At 41.0% G+C, this 20351-nt stretch carries 10 protein-coding genes; all 10 read left to right on the top strand.

Annotated elements, in window-relative coordinates:
* The first annotated feature begins 187 nt into the window (after window positions 1-187).
* The 10 genes from rhaM to GJU39_RS17025 all read left to right on the top strand — a co-directional run bounded on the left by rhaM (window position 188) and on the right by GJU39_RS17025 (window position 20234).
* Complete coding sequence (gene rhaM / locus GJU39_RS17070) at window positions 188-496, top strand: L-rhamnose mutarotase (RefSeq protein WP_154282213.1); 309 nt, start codon at window positions 188-190, stop codon at window positions 494-496.
* A 4-nt stretch (window positions 497-500) separates the two neighbouring features.
* Window positions 501-3272 (top strand): glycosyl hydrolase, encoded by a 2772-nt coding sequence (locus GJU39_RS17065; protein WP_154282212.1) that lies wholly within the window; start codon window positions 501-503, stop codon window positions 3270-3272.
* Between the two features lie 1026 nt (window positions 3273-4298).
* Window positions 4299-6521 (top strand): fasciclin domain-containing protein, encoded by a 2223-nt coding sequence (locus tag GJU39_RS17060; protein WP_154282211.1) that lies wholly within the window; start codon window positions 4299-4301, stop codon window positions 6519-6521.
* A gap of 6 nt (window positions 6522-6527) precedes the next feature.
* Window positions 6528-9821 (top strand): SusC/RagA family TonB-linked outer membrane protein, encoded by a 3294-nt coding sequence (locus tag GJU39_RS17055; protein ID WP_154282210.1) that lies wholly within the window; start codon window positions 6528-6530, stop codon window positions 9819-9821.
* Between the two features lie 11 nt (window positions 9822-9832).
* Window positions 9833-11308, top strand: a complete 1476-nt coding sequence (locus GJU39_RS17050; RefSeq protein ID WP_154282209.1) for a RagB/SusD family nutrient uptake outer membrane protein — start codon at window positions 9833-9835, stop codon at window positions 11306-11308.
* Window positions 11309-11317: 9 nt separating this feature from the next.
* Window positions 11318-13129 (top strand): fasciclin domain-containing protein, encoded by a 1812-nt coding sequence (locus tag GJU39_RS17045; RefSeq protein WP_154282208.1) that lies wholly within the window; start codon window positions 11318-11320, stop codon window positions 13127-13129.
* A 26-nt stretch (window positions 13130-13155) separates the two neighbouring features.
* Window positions 13156-14598 carry a fasciclin domain-containing protein gene (locus tag GJU39_RS17040; protein ID WP_154282207.1) on the top strand — a complete coding sequence of 481 codons (1443 nt, stop codon included), beginning with the start codon at window positions 13156-13158 and terminating at the stop codon, window positions 14596-14598.
* A 27-nt stretch (window positions 14599-14625) separates the two neighbouring features.
* Entirely contained in the window at window positions 14626-17886 is a 3261-nt protein-coding gene (locus GJU39_RS17035) for a SusC/RagA family TonB-linked outer membrane protein (protein WP_154282206.1), read from the top strand.
* Window positions 17887-17910: 24 nt separating this feature from the next.
* Window positions 17911-19656, top strand: coding sequence for a RagB/SusD family nutrient uptake outer membrane protein (locus GJU39_RS17030; RefSeq protein ID WP_167515710.1), 1746 nt, complete (start codon window positions 17911-17913; stop codon window positions 19654-19656).
* Between the two features lie 119 nt (window positions 19657-19775).
* On the top strand, window positions 19776-20234 hold the full coding sequence (locus GJU39_RS17025) for a hypothetical protein (RefSeq protein ID WP_154282204.1): 459 nt from the start codon (window positions 19776-19778) through the stop codon (window positions 20232-20234).
* Window positions 20235-20351: the final 117 nt, after the last annotated feature.

Below are 20351 nucleotides of genomic sequence, written 5' to 3'. Positions count from 1 at the left end.
GTTACAACCTTCCTAAAACAAAATATTATTTGGAAAAATTTTAATTATTATTTGGATTTAAACACAGTTCATCCTGAACCTGGTTCAGAAACTACATTGTTTACTTTCATTCAGAACGCAGTAAAGAATCTGTAAGTGTAGGAATATAGGTTGTTCATAAATGCATTAATTTTAATAAAAGAACAAAATGAAAATCGCCTTCAAAATGAAACTGAAACCTGGTTTCGAGCAAGAATATAAAAAGCGCCACGATGAGATCTGGCCGGAACTCTCTTTGTTGTTAAAAGAAAATGGCATAAGCGATTATTCTATTTTCCTTGATGAAGAAACGAGCACCTTATTTGCTGTTCAACAGCAAGATGGGAATTCTTCTCAAGATTTGGGAAGCACAGCAATCGTGCAAAAATGGTGGGCTTATATGGCCGATATTATGGAAACCAACCCTGATCATTCCCCAACATCACAGCCATTAAAACTGGTTTTTCATCTAGATTAATAATATGCAAACGAAACGATTCCTCACCCTCATCCTGATCGGTATTTCCAGTCTCAACCTTGCAAAAGCACAGCTGCCAGCCAAAAAGATGGTTTCCTGGCCAAAGGTTGAAAGCCAGATGAAACCCTGGACAAGGTGGTGGTGGATGGGGAATGCCGTGGATGATAAGAATCTCGATTTCGTTTTACAGAAATACGCCTCGGCCGGTTTAGGTGGCGTGGAGATTACGCCTATTTACGGTGCGGTAGGTTTCGAGAATAAGTATCTGCAATTTCTTTCTCCGGCCTGGATGGATGCACTTCATCACACGGTAAAAAAGGCAAACACGCTGGGCATGGGCGTTGATATGAACACCGGAACGGGCTGGCCTTTTGGCGGTCCGCAGGTTAAACCCGAATTTGCCGCTACCAAACTCATTATTCAGGATTATAAAGTTAATGCCGGCGAGAAACTTATGGAGCCTATTAAGGTGAAAGAGGCTAAACAAGATTTTGCTCAAATCCAGGCCATAACTGCTTATGGTCCAAATGGCGAAACAGAAAATTTACTTTCAGCCCTGCAAAAAGATGGAACATTATCCTGGTCGCCAAAATCGGGAGTTTGGAATATCTATGCTGCTTTCGCAGGCAAAACAAGACAAATGGTTAAGCGTGCCGCACCGGGCGGGGAGGGTTTCACACTCGATCACCTGGATGAAAAATCGGTGGATGTTTACCTAAAAAGATTTACAGATTCCTTTCGCAATAAACCTCAGGGAATACGCTCTTTTTTTAATGATAGTTATGAAGTTTACGGTGCCACCTGGACCCCAACTTTCTTTGCAGCATTTAAGGAAAACAGGGGATATGATCTTTCCACACACCTAAAGGATTTGGTGAGCAAAGATTCGACCGATGAAAATATTGCCCGTTTAAAATCCGATTACCGGGAAACAATGGATGAGCTGTTGCTGAATAACTTCACCAAAAACTGGACAAACTGGGCGCATGGATTGAAATCACTTACAAAAAATCAATCTCATGGTTCTCCGGGTAATTTGCTCGACCTCTATGGAGCGGTCGACATTCCTGAAACGGAAACTTTCGGTTCCAGTTCTTTTAAAATTCCCGGTTTGCGCAGGGATGCAGCCGATATCAGAAATGTAGATCCTGATCCGGTCATGAGTAAATTTGCTTCCTCAGCAGCGCATACCAATGGAAAAACGTTGGTATCATCGGAAACTTTTACCTGGCTTACCGAGCATTTTAAAACTTCGTATTCACAATGTAAACCGGAGGCAGAAGCCTTATTCTTGTCGGGAATTAACCATGTTTTTTATCATGGTACCACAAATTCGCCACAAGATATTCCCTGGCCCGGATGGTTATTCTATGCGTCTGTAGAAATGAATCCAAACAATAGTTTATGGCCACATGCTCAGGGCTTAAACCATTACATTGCCCGTTGTCAGTCTATTTTACAATCGGGAAAGGCAGATAATGAATTGCTTATTTACTGGCCTGTTTATGATGTCTGGAACAAGGCAAAGGGCCTCGATATGGCATTGAAAGTGCATGATGTTGATGAATGGTTACACCCGTCACCATTCTACAAACTGGCGAAAGATTTATCAAAAGCCGGTTATGCTTTTGATTTCGCTTCAGATCGTTTACTGAGCAGAACAAAAATCGCTAATAACCTATTGCAAACTGCAGAAAATGCGGCGCCTTATAAAGTGTTGATTATTCCTGCATGTAAACTGATGAGTCCGGAAACACTTAATCAAATTGTAAAGCTGGCAAACGATGGCGCAAGGGTAATTTTTCAGGAATTGCCAAAGGACGTTCCGGGTTTAAATGATCTGGAAAATAGAAGGGTAAAATTGAAATCTACCCTGGATAAATTCGGTTTTACTGGTGATGGAAAGGCGGTTTCTGTCTTCAAAACAGGTAAAGGAGAAATTATTTTAGCACCTAACGTGCAGCAAGCACTTGTTCAGCAGCACATTAATAGAGAAACCCTTACCGATTCGGGATTACAATTCATCCGGAGGAAAAAGGATGCTGAAACCTTTTATTACCTGGTTAACCATACTGCAAAAAATATAGATACTTATATAGCCATTAATGCAACAGGTAAAGCTGTTATTCTTGATCCGCAAAGCGGATTAATTGGTTCAGCAGCAATGCAAAATAATAAGGTGCGTGTGCAAATTAAATCCGGTGAGACACTTTTTCTGAATGTTTCTCAAGCGCCAATGCAAAATACCGTCTGGACTTACCTCAATACCGCATCATCTCCAATTAATTTGAATAATCCCTGGACGTTGCATTTCACTGCCGGTGGTCCGGAACTTCCTGCCGATCAAAAATTGGACAAACTAACTTCGTGGACAGATTTAAAAGATCCAAAACTGGCTTCCTTTTCTGGAACGGGTGTGTATACTACTACATTCAACTTATCTGTTAAATCTGCAAAGGAGTATGTATTGAATCTGAATCAGGTTGATGAAAGCGCCAGGGTTTGGATTAACGGACAGGAGGTCGGTATTTTATGGAGTATTCCTTTTCAGGCCAGAATAGGTAAATATCTGAAAGCAGGCAATAACGCAGTTAAAGTGGAGGTGGTGAATTTAATGGCAAATCGCATTCGGGATATGGACCTTAAAAAGATTCAATGGCGAAATTATCATGAGATCAATTTTGTGAATATAGACTACAAACCTTTTGATGCCTCAAACTGGGATGTTATGCCTTCAGGTTTAATTGGTGCGGTAACGATTACGCCGTATAATTAACGGTGGTCTTCCTGAACTTGATTCAGGACCTAAATTTTCCTTTTTCGGGACAAGGTGCCGCTAGGCGGATCAGGGCTTTTGTATAAAACTATGAGGGGAACTCCCCTCCTAATTTAGGAGGGGTGGGGGTGGTTATTTTACATTAATTATCCTTAACTTTTTTGTCTTCCCTGTCATTTAATTCGAAGAGGAGAATCCCCGCTGCGCTGGCTTGCCTCGGCTGGCCGCCGAAGGGCTCTTACTTTTTTGCTTGATCAAAAAAGTAACAAAAAAATCAAGGCTTGGAACTGATGTCGGATAAAATCGTTAAAGCTTAATTTCGGCAGCACAAGCACCCGATGAAAAATCGGGCAGAACGCGCTGCCTTGGGTAGTGGTGATTTGAAAGATTGTGGTTTAAGCTTTAAAGTTTTCTCCTTCCATCATTTCCGAGGCCTGAGGGCAGGGTGGTGATAGCGGGGTGCCATCAATAAGTCGTCCTTGCGAACTGAAGCGGAGGTTGAGCGAGGGCGTGAAGCAATCTTTTTTTAATATTCATCGCTCGTCTTCCTGAACTTGATTCAGAACCTGTGTTTTAATATTTTTTTGCCTGTCGTTAACTGCGAAAAATTCTTATTACACGTCCTTCCACCTTCGGGGAAAGGTGCCGACAGGAGGATAGGGGTTATTAAAATCTAGCTTTTTATCAAATAATTCTGTAGTACTTAAATTACATTATCGATGTTACATAAACGGAGTAAATCGATTTATACGCATTTAAGATCAGGTTTCATTTTTGATGCTAATATCTTGTAGTAAATAGACAGGATGGTACAGGATGGGCATAAATTGTTATGTTTCTATATTTAGTCAACCATAACACTAACCAAATAACTTTTAACCAAATATTTAATAACGTTCGCTTAACAGAATCTATGCAATAGAAATCTACATTTCTTTCCGACTCTTTATTTTTCTTTACTGATCCACTCGTAGAATACATTTTTGCATACTAGTTTTTTGGCCGTTCGCATCCAATAAAATTGCTATGAGTAAAATTTTACCAAAATTTTTAATCGTCATTTTGACATTTTTAGTTTTTCTGAGTAGCTGCAGGAAAAAAGAATTCGATGAGTTTTATGGCCGCCCGGAAAACCTCGGCGAACCCATTTATCAACAACTTCAGGCCAAGGGCAATTTTATCCAGTTTTTAAGCTGTGTGGATAAGGCCAATTATAAAGAAACCCTCAGTACCGCAGGTTCATGGACTGTTTTTGCACCTACCGATGAAGCCTTCAAAACCTACATGCAGGAAAATGGCCTTACCGAAATACCGACAGACCTTGCCACCAGGATTGTTCGCTTTTCAATGATTTATGATGGAGAAAAAACAGAGCGGCTCAGCGATTTTTTCTCTGTTAAAGGCTTTGTTAAAAATACCGGTTTCAGAAGAAGAACGGTTTATTATGATTTTGTTTACGATGATAAAGACCTTAACGGTAATCCAATCAAAGCCATCGCCACAAATCGCAATGGCGTATATTTTCCCGGAGATTTTAACAATAAAAGCGTAACCTATTTCTTATCACCATTTATGGGCTTCGCTGGCTTATCCGCAACAGATTATAATTTCTTTTATCCAAATATTCCTTTCAACGGAAGTAATATCGGCCCTGCCAGATTACTCAGCGATCAACAAAATATAATCGCCGAAAATGGCGTAATTCATGTAATTGATCGGGTACTTACGCCTCCATTAAATATAGATCAATACATTAATAGTAAACCGGATTATAGTGTATTCAAAAACTTGCTCGATAAATTCGTGACTTTCGGGATCAATGCTGAAATCTCTCACCGGTATGAAGTTTTAACTGGTAAGGCTGGTAACGTTTACGTAAAAAGTTACAGCACACTGCTTGGCTTTTCTCCCAACAATGAAAACTACTTAAAAGTTGATGCAAACGATGCACAGCAGAGTTCATACAGTATTTTAGCACCCACCAACGGCGCTGTAGAAACCTATGCCAAAAATGTACTGCTTAAATACTGGCGGAAAAGAGGGGTAACCACATTAAATGAACTTTATGTTGTTGCGCCTGATGTGATCAGAGATTATGTAAATTCTCACTTATATACCAGTACGGTATGGCCGAGCAAATTTGCACTGACTCAAAATTTCCTGGGTGATCTAACCAAACAAACCACGGCAGATGTAATCGACAGACAAGTACTAAGCAATGGCTTTTTTTATGGAACAAACAAAAGTCAGGATGCCAGCGTATTTTCTACCGTTTATGGTAATGTGAATCTTGATCCTGATTTCAATATCATGAAACAAGCTTTACTATACTTCAACTTAAGCATTCCGCTGAAAATACCCTCCATCAGGTACCTGGTTATTCCCATCCCCGATGCAACATTGAGAAAAATGGGCTTTACTTACGATCCTTTTTTCGTTTCTCAGCCTATTCGTGGCGACCTTACAGCATTCAGAAGGATTCTTCAAACACATATTATTCCGCTGGGCAACAGACCAATTCCAAATTTCACCTCAGGAGCCGGAATTCTTGAAGCTTCCAATGGTGAATACATTAAGTATGATCGTGGCAGATTGCTCTCTGCAGGTACGCAAGATAGCGTAGCAGTGGCAAAACAAACTATCCCGGTAGATTCGGTGAGTACTACTCCTGTAAACGGGGCCGTAGTTTATGGTAAGGAAGCGTTAACCTATACGGTTCTTCCGGTAGGAAAACACATCGAAAAGTATGGAAACGTACCTGCGGCTCCATATTATAATTTCTTTCAGTATTTATTTAACAGCTTTATTTATAACAAAACCACCGGTGCCATTACAGGCTTAACCGATGGCGTGAATTATACAGTTTTTGTGCCTACCAATGCGGCGATTGTTGCAGCAGTTCGTGCCGGGTTATTACCTGGAAATCCTGCAACAGGCGTTCCAAACTTTACCGCTACCGATGGGATTTCAGTAACGCTGGTTAATAAATTTATTCAATACCACATCATTAACAAAGCCACGGTAGTGAGTGACGGGGAAAAAATCGGTCAGTTCGAATCTTTATTGAAAGATGATAACGGCGATGCTGCAAAAATAAATGTATCCATTAATACGGTAAATTCTCTGCAACTGAGAGATGTTACGGGTGCAACTGTAAATGTGTTATTGGGGGCAAATGATAGAAGTAATGTGCTATCTAACAGAACGGTAATACACCAAATTAACACTTACTTAAAATATCAATTCTAACCAAATATGACTAGAAAAATTGCATTCAGTGCATTTATTGTATTGTGCTGTCTGTTGGTGTCGTTCATCACCAGCGCTCAACAAATTAATTATGTAAAAGGAAGGGTAATTGATAAGAAGGATAAGCAACCTATTATTGGCGCCTCTGTGGTGATTATTGATAAAGATCGCCGGGTTATAAAAGGGGTTTCTACAGATATTGATGGTAATTATTCCCTTCCTGTTGTGGATAAAACCTACCGGATTTCAGTTTCTTACATCGGATACAAATCAAGCGCACCACTTTCAATAGATAAAGCTGTTATTAACTTTCAATTAGAATCTGCTGATAACCAGATGGATGAAGTGCAGATTGTATCAAGAGCAAAAACGGATAACGGAAGCGGAATGGCGATTGATAAGAGAGATCAAACCTCTGCCGTTTCTACCATCAACGCCAAGGAACTCGAAGACATGCAGGCGGCATCTATTGATCAGGCCTTGCAGGGGAGATTAGCAGGTTTGGATATTGCGGCAAGCAGTGGCGATCCGGGTGCACCGATGCAAATCAGGATTCGCGGTACATCGTCTATCAATGGGGCAGTTGATCCGCTGATTGTGGTAGATGGTATGGCTTATGATATTACTATTCCTTCTGATTTTAACTTTGCTACCTCTGATGAAAATAACTACGGCCAACTTTTAAATATTGCACCTTCAGATATTAAGGAAATCAGTGTATTAAAAGATGCTGCGGCTACCGCCGTTTGGGGTTCCCGTGCGGCGAATGGTGTATTGGTAATTACTACAAAAAGAGGGGTAATGGGCCCGCCAAGTATCTCCTATAACTTTAAAGGGTCGTATTCTAAGCAGCCAAGCGCCATCCCCATGTTAAATGGTAATCAATATTCTTCCTTAATTCTGGAAGAATTTTACAACGCCGGACGACAATTTTCTACTTCGGATTTTGCTAAACAATTTCAATATGATCAAAACGATCCTTACAATTATTACAACTACAGCAACAACACCAATTGGTTAGAAGCCATTACCAGGGTTGGTTATCTGCAAGATCATAACTTATCCATTTCGGGTGGCGGTGAAAAGGCTAAATACCGTGCTTCGGTAAACTATTTCAACCAGAACGGAACAACTGTGGGTACCAGCTTAGGCCGTTTAAGTGCCAGGGTAAACCTGGATTATACGGTGTCTACAAAGATTCGGTTCAGTGCTGATATTGCTTATACCCATATCGATAATCAAAGTTTATATCCAAGCGGATCGAGAGATGCCAACGTGAGGGATGTAGCGTATACCAAAATGCCGAACCAGGCGGTTTATGAGTATGATGAATATGGAAATTTAACTTCAAACTATTTTAGCCCGGCGAGTACTGCACAAGGAAGTTTTGTTTACGACTTTGCAAATTCCAGGGTATCAGGAACCTATAATCCGCTGGCGATGGCCATTGCTGCCAGCAATAAACAGCTCGGAGAGCGGGTAATTCCGAAATTCGGTTTACAATATCAGATCATTCCGGAAAGATTAAGGTTAAATGCCAATTTCCAGGCAGACATTAACAATACCAAGGTGAAGAAGTTTTTACCTCAGATAGCTACCGGAAGACCATTTTCTGAAGCCATTGTAAATTATGCAGGCGATTCTGACGGAGATTCTTTTACCATGGCAACCAACATGACGCTGACCTACACACCGGAGATGGGTAAAAAACACGATTTAATCACCTTTGCCAGGTTTGATAGCTACGATAGCCGCAGAACCGGACAGGGCATGTTTGCCAGCAATACTGCATCATCATTTCTTGCAGATCCATCTATTGATGGAAGGACTAATCAAACAGGTTCAGCATATTCCTCATATGCGCAAACACGTACAGTTGGCTTATTGCTAAATGCACAGTATAAATTCTTAGATCGTTACATCTTCAATGCAGGCATTAGAGGTGATGGGAACTCGAAATTCGGCCCCAACAACCGTTATGGTTTGTTCCCGTCTGCTTCGGTAAGATGGAGGGTTTCCGGCGAACCTTTTATGAAAAATACCACCAGCTATATTGATGACTTAAGTTTTAGGGCAAGTTACGGGGTGGTGGGTAATGCACCGAAAAATGACTATTCCTACCTGAATACTTATCAAAATTATGGATTTGGTTACCTGGGTTCATCGGGTGTTTTTCCTTCAAATATTGAGTTATCTGATCTGCGCTGGGAAAAAGTTACCCAATCTAATGTGGGTTTAACACTGGTGCTATTAAAAAATACGCTAAATATGGATTTCGATCTTTACCGCAAACGCACTACAGATCTTTTTTATCAGGATTTAGCCATTCCAACTTATAATGGATTTTCAAGCATCGATATGAATGGCGGTACGATGGATAATCAAGGCTGGGAGTTTAGCATGTTCTATACCCCTGTAAAAAGCAAAAAACTTCGGGTAGATTTTAACTTCAACATTTCGCATAACCAAAACATGATTCGCGAAATTTCTCCATTGGTACCCAGAGAAAATAACGCCCGGATAACACAAAACAATGCTTTTAAAGTATACCTGCAAGAGAATAATCCATTCGGTTCGTTCTATGGCTTCAAATTTAAAGGTGTTTATAAAGACAGGAACTCAACCATTGCGCTCGATGAAAATGGTAACCAGATTATTGGTCCAAACGGGCAGCAGATTTTTATGCGTTTCGCTTATCCGACAATTGATTACGTTTTTCAACCGGGAGATGCTATTTATGAAGACATTAACCACGATGGAAATATCGATTATAAAGATGTGGTTTACCTCGGTAACGGTAATCCAAACCTAACCGGTGGCTTTGGAACTGCCATTACCTTCAATGGAAACCTGCGTTTAGGAGTGAATTTCACCTATAGAACAGGTTACGAAATCATCAACGGAACAAAAATAAATACCACTAACATGTACGGTTTCAGCAACCAGAGTACAGCTGTATTGCGCCGCTGGAAAGCTGAAGGTGATGTAACCGATATGCCACGGGCAACCTATGCCACAGGTTATAACTTCCTGGGCTCTGACCGCTACGTCGAAGATGGCTCATACCTCCGTTTAAGAAGTGTTACCCTGAAATATGATGTTAATAAAGACTTGTTGAAACGCATTGGTTTAAAAGGTTTGAGTGCCAATGTAACCATGGAGAATATCTTAACCTTTACCAAATATACCGGCCAGGATCCTGAGGTTCCGGTAAGGTTATCTACTTTTTCTACCGTAGTTGATAATTCGACCACTCCTCCAATTAAAACAATTACCCTCGGTTTAACTGCTAATTTTTAATCAGCCTTCACATGAAAAAAATAATATATAGTGTTGCAGTAGTCATGGTACTGATCATGTCTAGCGCTTGCAAAAAATGGCTGGATACCCAGCCCCGCGATGGAATTACCAGACAAGGATTTTGGAAAACCAAAGAAGATATTCAGGCAGCTGTTTCAGGTTGTTATGCGTCTTTACTCGCTCCGCCTCCGGGTATAAACGACCGTGCACTCACCGAATATATGTTTATGTTTGGTGAATTTCGGGCCGATATGATTGATCCGGCTGCCGCTGCACTGACTGATGAACTTGATATTTTCAATGTCAACATTACAGATAATAATTCGCTGGTTCGCTGGTCGGCATTTTACCGCACCATTAACTTCTGCAATACCGTTATAGATAATGCGCCTGCAGTTAGGGAAATCGACCCTACATTAACCGCCGGGCAGCTAAATGCCTATTTAAGTGAGGTGCTTACACTGCGGAGCATGATGTATTTCTACCTGGTTAGAAGTTTTAGAGATGTGCCCTTAAAACTCACCGCAACCACAAGAGATACTGACTTACAGAGCCTGCCAAAAACTGCCGGAGCTGCAATTTTAAACCAAATTGTTAGTGATTTAAAAACAGCAGAGACCGGAGCCGTAACCAGCTACGGGAACAACGTAACCGATAAGGGCAGGGTAACCAAATTTACAGTCAATGCGCTTTTGGCGGATGTTTACCTATGGATGGATAATTACCAGGGCTGTATTGCAGAATGTAACAAAGTGATCAACTCACAAAGATTCGCCATGCAATCTGCCGCATCTTCCTGGTACCTGAATGTGTTCTTCAACGGCAGTTCTACCGAAACCATTTTCGAATTTGCCAATACCGGAGCAGTGAATAATATCTTTTTTAATCTTTTGGTAAACCGGAATAAGCGATATACAGCGTCTGCCTATTTGCCATCTGATGTTTTTATAGCGGATGATGTAGATCCCGACAGAAATTTTGATATCCGTGGCGATGCGTTTTATAATACTTCCGATTTAACCATTACAAAATGGGGAACAGAAAACATCTCTTTTGTAAACTGGCAGGCCTACAGAATTACCGATGTGTTGCTGCTAAAGGCAGAAGCACTGGCACAAACCGATGCCGGTCAGGAAGCGCTGAATATTATTGCTGACATCAGACTGAGACGAAATGCCGTATCAGCAACTGCGCAAACGGTAGATCCGGCTGATAAAGATGCCATATGTGATTATATTCTGGCCGAGCGATCACGCGAATTTGCATTCGAAGGGAAGCGCTGGTTTGACGTGTTACGGATTGCTAAAAGAGATAACTATCGTCGTTTAAGTGTGCTTTTAGGAATGGTGGCACAAACCGTTTCGCCGGCAGTTCAACAATCAGCACTGGCCAAGTATCAGGATTTTAACAGCCATTATCTGCCCATCCTGCAATCAGAAATTGTTACTGATCCTCAATTGGTTCAAAACCCATTTTACACCAGATAAAAACTTAGCATGATGAAAAATAATTTTAACGTCCGCAGCATTACCTTTATGGTGATTGTACTGGCTTTTATATTTGTGTTTATAAATGCTTGTAAAAGGGAATCATTCACATCGGCTACAACCGATGATGTAAATATAACGGGGTATCTGGATCGTTATCCGGAGCAGTTCTCTTTGCTTAAACAAATTATAGACCGGTCTGGAACTGCAGGGTTTCTTGGAGCATATGGAAAGTATACCCTGTTTGCGCCAGATAATGCTGCAGTTACAGAATGGCTAAAGGCAAAAGGTAAAGCCTCTGTTGCTGATCTCAGCGTTGAGGAACTTAAAGGTGTAATTACCTACCATTTACTACCGGATACCATTGCCACTAACAAATTTACCGATGGTAAGTTACCGCAGATTACCTTATATGGGCAGTATTTACAAACCGGAGCAGTAAACCAGGGTGGGGTAAGCAGTTTTATTGTGAACAAAACGGCGAAGCTGATCAAATCGAATATTAAAGTGGGTAATGGCATCATCCATGTTCTGGATCATGTGCTCCTGCCCGCAACACTAACGCTGGCCCAAACCATTGAAAACAATCCACGCTACAGCTATTTTACCCAGGCGCTGAAAGAGACGGGTTTTTACGATTCGCTTAACATTAATGGTACCGCAGCGAAAGATACCACGCGCAGGTTTCAAACTTTCATTACCGAATCTGACTCTGCATTAAAAGCAGCTGGTTATGCCAGTTACGCCAGTTTCAGGAGCCGGTATTCCAAAACCGGAGATCCGAAGAATCATGCAGATAGTTTATGGTTGTATATGGCTTATCACATTTCTGCCGGACCGAGTTATACACCAGATATTATCAGCTCTCCAGCAATTTTCACGCTGGCACCAAAAGAAATTATTACTACGAAATTTTCGGGTCAGTCTATTCTTTTAAATGAAGATGAATTTAACGGTATCGTAGAACCAGGGGTGGAAATTAACAGAACTTTTAGTGATAGAACCGCTTCAAACGGCGTAGCACACGAAGTAAAAAAACCTTTTGCCATTAAGGTTCGTTTACAAACGGCCGTTTATTTTGATGTGGCCGATCAACCAGAGTTAAGGGCAAACCCAAGGTGGAGAGGCACTTCGGCTGCAACCATTCCACTATTTGCGAACGGCGCAAACCTTACCTCAGGGATATTATTTTTCGATCCCTCAAAGATCTCACAACCACAAACTTATCAAACAGTAACCGTACCAGATCCAAGCCGGAAATATAACGGTAATGACTACCTGAGTTTATCTGTCGGGCAGAACGTTGCGAGAGCATCATCGTTTGAAATCAGGACACCAATGCTGGTAAAAGGCCGGTATAGGGTATGGGTTTGTTATGCTCAAAATGGTTCATCGGGTGCTTTCCAGGTAGTGGTAGATGCTGGTCGCGCAGGCGAACAAACTTTACCGAACCTGGTCGATTTCCGACAAAATCTAGACGTTTCCGGTGTAACCAGCACTACATCAAGTCTGCCTTCTGCCGATCCGCTGATGTTAACCAATGGCTTCAAAAGATATATGGCCACTACAGCCGATGTTCAGGGAACGTTAAGAGGACTTCAGCCGATTAATGGTAGTACCTGGGGTTTGATGGTGGGAAGATTAGCGGGTACTGCCGATATTCAAACAACAGACAGGCATTGGATTAAGTTTAGCATTATCACCACTGGTAATGGAAGTAATGGTGCTACAAACATTGATATGATTCACTTCATACCCATAGATGCTGACCAGAACTATCCGAGATTCTCCATATCCGGAACAGCATTTAACAGGCCATAACCATTTTCACCATTAAGAATGTTCTAATGAAAAAATATATTTTAAATACCCTGTTTATTTTACTCACTGCCTTTGGCCTTACTGGTTGTAAAGATCCTTTGGAAGAACACAATGAGGTCATTAATGTAGACAATACCATTGATGTGTTCCAAAAATTAGCTGCCCAACCAAACCTGAGCAAGTTTAGTGAGTACGTTCGCAGCACAGGTTATGATCAGCTGCTGAGTTCATCACAAAACTATTCGGTATGGGCACCCACAAATGATGCGCTTGCAGGTTTAGATGCCGCCATTGTTGCTGATCCGGCGAAGCTAAAAGAATTTGTGGCAAACCACATTGCTTTAACTACAGTAACGGGCCCCCAAACCGCAAACGATACGTTAAAAGTAGCCCTGATTAATAAAAAATATGCTACCATTATCGGCAATAAATTTGAAGATGCTACGGTTGCGGGTAAAGGTGCATTCGTAAAAAACGGCGTAGTTTATTCCATTAATCAAGCGGTACCCAGCAGGTTAAATATCTGGGAATATATGTTGGGCAGTACCGATGCCGCAGCGCAGACGGCTTACATCAGTACCATTACGGCCCAGGTTATAGACTCTGCCAACGCTACAATTATCGGTTACGATAATCTTGGTGCACCAATCTTTGCACCAAACCCGCCAACAGTTTCGAGAAATGCCTATTGGACTAATGTTGCAGATCTACGGGTAGAAAACCAGCAATACACATTCTTTATGTTGCAGGACGGGGCTTTTAATAGTGAGGCCGCCAAGCTTACGCCGTATTTTTCGTTTTCTGATAAATTTGCACTGGTGCGCGATTTAACGGTAAAAGGTTTGTTTACGCCAGATCAATTGCCCGATACCTTGTTATCACTGCGGGGAGTTAAAATTCCAATCTCAAAATCTGCAATAGTAAAATCTTACCGTGCCAGTAACGGAATGGTATATGTGATGAGTGCGCTGCCATTCAGGCTGAAAGATAAAGTGTCGGGTTTTAAAATTGAAGGTGAAAATCCATCATCTTTCAGGGCGATCAGAACTGCCAATACTTTTTACCGGTTAAAACTTGATGATAAGGGCATCCAATACAAAGATATTGAGGTGTATAACCATGGTGTTGCCGAAAACTACATCCGATACCTAAGCAGCAGCGTACCACTGGTTAAATACAAAGTCTACGCCAGGGCCATTGCAGGTAACACCGGTGATGCACAGGTTGCGGCCTTCACCCAGCGATATTTCATTTTGAATCCGCTTACTTCTACCATTGATGCACCGGTTTATGATCTTTTCGCTACCCAAACGGTTAATCCATTAAATTATAATGAAGTTTATTTAGGCGATTATTCACCCAAGCAATACGGCCTTTTAGATTTAAGACTTACGGCTGCAAACAGCACATCAGTAAACGTTAATACGCTCATATTGGATTATTTGAGATTCGAACCTATTCTTCCTTAACCAAATAATTCTGAAATAAAATTGACTATGGATCATTTTACCATTATAAAAAGAGGATTATCATTGGCCTTATTCGGTTTAATATATGCTGCTGCCGCAATGGCACAGCAAACCGATACGATTGCTACAGACTCCAGCGAATACAGTACCGATACCACAACTGTTAAAATACGACAGAAAAAACTGGTTGGCCAAAAAATTACCGGTACCGTTGTAGATGGCTATACCAATAAAGTTATTGTTGGGGCAAAACTTACCGTTACCGATTTTTCCGGCGCTTTAACCGATGATAAAGGACGGTTCTCTATCATTGTTCCTAACTTAAATTCGACCATTTTAATCAGCAATACAGGTTACCATACCAAGCTGCTGGCGGTTCATGCCGGGAAAATGGCTGTAATTAAAATATATCCTACAGATTATAACTCCTTATTTACGGAGGTCGTGCTACCTTCAGGTACACAAAACCTGGCCCGTACCTCTTCAGCTATTTCAACTGCTAATCCTAAAGGTGCCTGGAGCACCAATGGCGAAACATTAGATGGCTATTTGCAAGGCAGGATGGCCGGGGTAAATTCCATCAGAAGATCTGGTACACCAGGCATTGGCGCAGATCTTTTTGTGCGTGGTTTTACTTCGCTGTATGGCACCAATCAGCCACTTTATGTGGTAGATGGAATGATCTACGATGCCAATTCTTATGGAACTTCACTTACCGCAGGGCATCGCAATAACCCGCTTCAATTTATTGATGTGAGAGATATCGAAAGCATTACTTTAATTAAAGATGCTGCGGCTGCAACCGTGTATGGTACAAAAGCTGCAAATGGCGTAATGGTAATTACCACCAACCATGCACAGGATTTGGCCACACAAATTGATTTCTCCGCTTATAGCAGTATGAATCTGGTTCCGCGGAAGCTTTCCGTAATGAACAGTGGCGATTTCAGAACTTACCTTTCTGATGTATTGCAAAGTCAGGGTTTAAGCAGTAGTGCAATTGCTGCGCTGCCTTATATGAATGATGATCAAAATGTGGCTACCAACCCTTCTTATCCGGTTTACCATCAAAATACCGATTGGCAAAAAGAGGTTTTCAAACGCAGTTTTGATCAGAATTATTTCTTAAAAGTAAGCGGTGGCGATAACATTGCGAAGTATGCATTGTCGGCAGGTTATGCGAAAGATAAAGGCATTATCGATTCTACCAACAATGTTAACTATCACATGCGTTTCAACAGTGATTTAAACCTGACTAAAAAATTTCAGGCCAATACCAATCTTTCTTTCACTTATACCGAACAGGCACTAAAAGATCAGGGTATTGCGCCACGTACCAATCCAATTTTTCTATCACTGGTTAAAGCGCCTTTTCTGACGAGGAACGAAATCAGTTCTACCGGAGCCGTTTCGCCAAACTTAGCCGATGCAGATATTTTGGGGGTAAGTAATCCGAGGGCATTAATTGAAAAAGGATTAAACCAGAAAAAAGCCTATCGAATCTTCGGAAATATTAACTTTAATTATCAATTATCTAAAAGTATCACGCTTTCCAATTTAACAGGTCTTGCTTACGATAAAACGCAGGAAACGTTATTCATCCCCAGAAAAGGTGTTACAGATGAAGTTTTGGATAATAGCATCGGCGATAGCAAATTGGGTTCTCAGGTCATCCGGTATTCGAATGTGTTTAATGACCTTCGCTTTGCGTACAACAAAACTTTTGGCAAGAATCATCATTTAAATGTGAAACTCGGTTCGCGTTACTCGCAGAATTCGAGCGAGCAGGATTTCGCCATTGGCTACAATTCTGCAACCGATGTATTGATTAGTATCGGGAACAGTAATGCCGCATTACGGTTCTTCGGTGGTGACATCGGCAACTGGAATTCGTTAAACACTTACTTGACTACCGATTATAATTACAAGGATAAATACTACTTAAATTTCGCATTGGCTGTAGATGCTTCTTCCCGCTTCGGCAGAAGAGATGGTGCTTCTACCATTAGTTATACTAAAGGCGATTTAAGTATTGTTGGCGGCAGAACGGCTTTGTTACCCGCCATAAGTGGTGCCTGGCTGGTCTCTTCAGAAGATTTTATGAAAGGTTATAAAGAGGTTGGCTTATTAAAGTTACGCATGAGTTATGGTTTGGTTGGGAACGATGATATCGGTAATTACAACAACAGGCAATATTACGTTTCTCAAAATCTATTGGGTTTACAAGGGCTGGTTCGTGGAAATATTGCCAATCCTAACATCCAATGGGAGCAGGTAGCTAAGTTTAATACCGGTGCAGATGCATCATTTTTTAACGAACGTTTAAACTTAAGTCTTGATTATTACGTGCATATCACCAGCAAAATGCTTACCTATATTCCGGTAACTTCTATTGGCGGCATCGATTCTTATATCGATAACCAGGGCGGGATGAAAACTTCAGGTCTTGATTTCGCGTTAAACGGCCGTATTCTGAATAAAACATTTAAATGGGATTTAGGTATTAACCTCGGTACCTATAAAAATAAAATACAAAGTTTACCCGGCGGAAATGATATTTTAACCACTTACGCAGATGGAACTTATATTACCCGGGTTGGCCAGGCAGCTAACTTATTTTACGGACAAAGAACGAACGGTGTGTATGCTACAGATGCTGAAGCTACTGCCGCAGGATTATCAATTGTAAACAGCGCTGGCGTTACGCTTCCCTTTAAAGGCGGCGATATGCGGTTTGTAGATACCAACGGTGATAAAATCATCAACGGTGCAGATCGTGTGGTAATTGGAAATCCAAATCCTGATCTTTTTGGAAGCTTCAACAACACTTTCGGATATAAAAACTGGTCGTTAGATGTTTTAGTCTCGTTTGTATTGGGTAATGATGTTTACAATTACACCCGTTCGGTGCTCGAATCTGGCGATGCCTACTACAACCAATCCAACATCATCAGAAACCGCTGGAAAGGGGAAGGGCAGGTAACAAACGTGCCTAAAGCAAGTTTTGGCGACCCTATGGGCAATGTGCAATTCTCAGATCGCTGGGTCGAAGATGGTTCTTACCTGCGCCTTCGTTCGGTAAATCTCACCTATAATGTGCCGTTAAAAACAAAGGCGATTAAGTACGCAAGAATTTATGCTACGGGAAATAACCTGCTGACTTTTACCAACTATTTAGGCTACGATCCGGAGTTTAGTGCCAATGGAAGTATTTTTACCCAAGGTGTTGATACCACACTGGAGCCGCAGTTTAGATCGGTGCAATTAGGGGTAAGAATTGGTTTATAATTGATAATAGATAAAACGATGAAGATGGATTTTAATAAAAAAGTTGTCGCCATATTTACAGTAGCCATACTTGCAACAAGTTTATGGTCTTGCAAGAAAATAACAGATGAAGTACCCGAAGATAAGCTCGACATTAGTAATGCCTACCGCAATGTGGCAGATGCCGATGCAGCTGTAATAGGTCTTTATGGTCAGTTTCTGAGTCTGGAAAAAACATATATTTTACAGAATGAATTGCGGGCAGATTTAGTGGATGTAACCGCAAATGCAGATCCCTATTTAAAGCAGCTGGCGAATCATACCATTACAAAAGACAATCCGTATATCGATCCCAGACCTTACTACAAGGTGATTTTAAACTGTAACGATATCCTTAAAAATTTTAAAATAATGGCTGATAATTTCCGCATGAGTGTGGATGATTATAACAAACATTATGCTGATGTGGGCGCTTTGCGCAGCTGGATTTACCTGCAATTGGGGATTCAATATGGTAGCGTTCCCTACATTACAGCGCCAATCGAAAATGTAGATGATATTAAAAACCTCAGTAATTATCCCCGCATTCCTTTCGAAGAGCTGTTAACACGATTAATTGACTTTACCGAAAAGTTACCATACAAAGAAGTTTATGCCTATCCATCAGGTAATCCTCTGGTAATTACCATTGATGGAAATAACACCCAGAAAATATTTATTTGCAAACCTTTTGTATTGGGCGATTTGTATTTGTGGAACAACAATTATGTAAAGGCTGCAGAAAATTACCATAAAATTATGAATGTAGAAAACGATAATACCAATATCAACTTCGCATACGATGCTTATAAAATTGGCTATTATCTTAATTCTGCATATAATGATCAATCGGTTAGGTATGCAAGATCTCAGGATGAAAGCACCCTGCTTTATGATCAGGGTTGGAAAACAATGTTCAGTTCTCCAAATACCGGCAACGTATGGAACATGGAGTTTTTATGGGGGATTCCTTATAGTTCTGGTTTCAAACCCGGGAACCCGATGATCGAATTCTGTTCACCGCTTTATGGTAAATATTTGATTAAGCCTTCGAATGCCGCGATAGATAACTGGAATGCACAAAGACAGTATAACGGCATTCCTTATGATGCACGTGGACGTTTATCGTATGAAACCACTACCTCCGGACCAGCAATTACCAAGTTAACGGATAATCTAATCCCGGTTTCTAATTTAAATAAAGGTGGTAAATGGGGCATTTATCGTGCAGCTTTATTGCATTTGAGAATGTCTGAAGCCGCTAACCGTGATGGAAAAGGGAAATTGGGTTGGGCATTTCTTAATATAGGAATTGCAAATACCTTTTACGTAGGTACCAGAACTGCTGCCGGAGCTGCTGCACCGGTTTCTTTCGAAGAGATTAATACCATGGCATCGCCCTATGGTTATCCCTTCAACTTCGATGCAAGATTTAATGGCGATTACAGAAGTGCATGGTACCGGAATACCGGGATTAGAAACCGGGCAGGCGTAACCGCTTTAAATGTGAGTTTTCAAACCGATGTAATTGGCCTGGAAGGCAAACTGATTGATGAGGCTGCTTTAGAACTGGCCTTTGAAGGAAACCGCTGGCCGGATTTGCTGCGGATCGCACGGAGACAAAATAACCCGGCCTTCCTTGCCGAAAGGGTTTACCAGAAATTGTTAAAAGACGGAGACCCAAATGCAGCCGCTGCAAGAGCAAAGCTGATGAATCCAGACAACTGGTATTTACCATTTGAATGGAAGTAAAATTTTTAAAGAGCTTTTATCTGATGAAAAGGCTATAAGCTTTTTTTTAAGTAAAAAAAAGCTTATAGCCTTGTAAATTAAAGGTTTATTTTTAAATTTAATTCGCTTAAATTAACGAAATGAAAAAATATCTCCTCTTTTTGCTGATAATTGCGCTCTTTATTTCTTGTAAAAAAGATAAGATTAACGAAAGTGCTTCTGCATCCGTAACAGGGAAGTGGTCGACTGGAGGTTACGAATTGGTATTGTACGACGCTGCAGGACAAATAGTTTCGCATGGCATAGCCGATGCAATTAGGACCTATTGGACGTTTGATCAATCGCAGATTAAAGTGAGCTATGATTTAAGAGCAGATGTCATCACCTCTGGTTATAAAGTAGTAAATAAGATGGATGGAGTTTTTTTGTTAATTGATAACACCAATGTTGCCGCCCAAACCGAATGGAAAATTGAATCTCAAACGGATCAATACATGAGCATTTCATCAATCATTACTGATCAGGCTTTTTTGAACTATGGCCCCAATAAAAAGGCATCAAGAGGGGTGAAGACCATTTATTTGGTTCTCGAGAAGTAGCCAATATTGCAGGATACCACAGGATGCATTTAAAACTCACATTGCTGATCTTTGAAACGGACGGAATTGATATTCGTCTATTACCAAATATCCTCACGCACTACAAACAGCTTTTAT

The sequence above is a fragment of the Pedobacter petrophilus genome (assembly GCF_009674725.1).
In the GTDB taxonomy this organism is placed as follows: Bacteria; Bacteroidota; Bacteroidia; order Sphingobacteriales; family Sphingobacteriaceae; genus Pedobacter; species Pedobacter petrophilus.
The sequence above is the reverse complement of the archived record's forward strand: the minus strand, read 5'-3'. Positions and strand labels throughout refer to the sequence as shown.

Excerpts from the sequence above, each read along its gene's own strand:
- GJU39_RS17060 (WP_154282211.1), top strand. The coding sequence starts at position 4,299 with ATGAGTAAAATTTTACCAAAATTTTTAATCGTCATTTTGACATTTTTA.
- GJU39_RS17050 (WP_154282209.1), top strand. The coding sequence starts at position 9,833 with ATGAAAAAAATAATATATAGTGTTGCAGTAGTCATGGTACTGATCATG.
- GJU39_RS17040 (WP_154282207.1), top strand. The coding sequence starts at position 13,156 with ATGAAAAAATATATTTTAAATACCCTGTTTATTTTACTCACTGCCTTT.
- GJU39_RS17035 (WP_154282206.1), top strand. The coding sequence starts at position 14,626 with ATGGATCATTTTACCATTATAAAAAGAGGATTATCATTGGCCTTATTC.
- GJU39_RS17025 (WP_154282204.1), top strand. The coding sequence starts at position 19,776 with ATGAAAAAATATCTCCTCTTTTTGCTGATAATTGCGCTCTTTATTTCT.
- GJU39_RS17045 (WP_154282208.1), top strand. The coding sequence starts at position 11,318 with ATGATGAAAAATAATTTTAACGTCCGCAGCATTACCTTTATGGTGATT.
- rhaM (WP_154282213.1), top strand. The coding sequence starts at position 188 with ATGAAAATCGCCTTCAAAATGAAACTGAAACCTGGTTTCGAGCAAGAA.
- GJU39_RS17030 (WP_167515710.1), top strand. The coding sequence starts at position 17,911 with ATGGATTTTAATAAAAAAGTTGTCGCCATATTTACAGTAGCCATACTT.
- GJU39_RS17065 (WP_154282212.1), top strand. The coding sequence starts at position 501 with ATGCAAACGAAACGATTCCTCACCCTCATCCTGATCGGTATTTCCAGT.
- GJU39_RS17055 (WP_154282210.1), top strand. The coding sequence starts at position 6,528 with ATGACTAGAAAAATTGCATTCAGTGCATTTATTGTATTGTGCTGTCTG.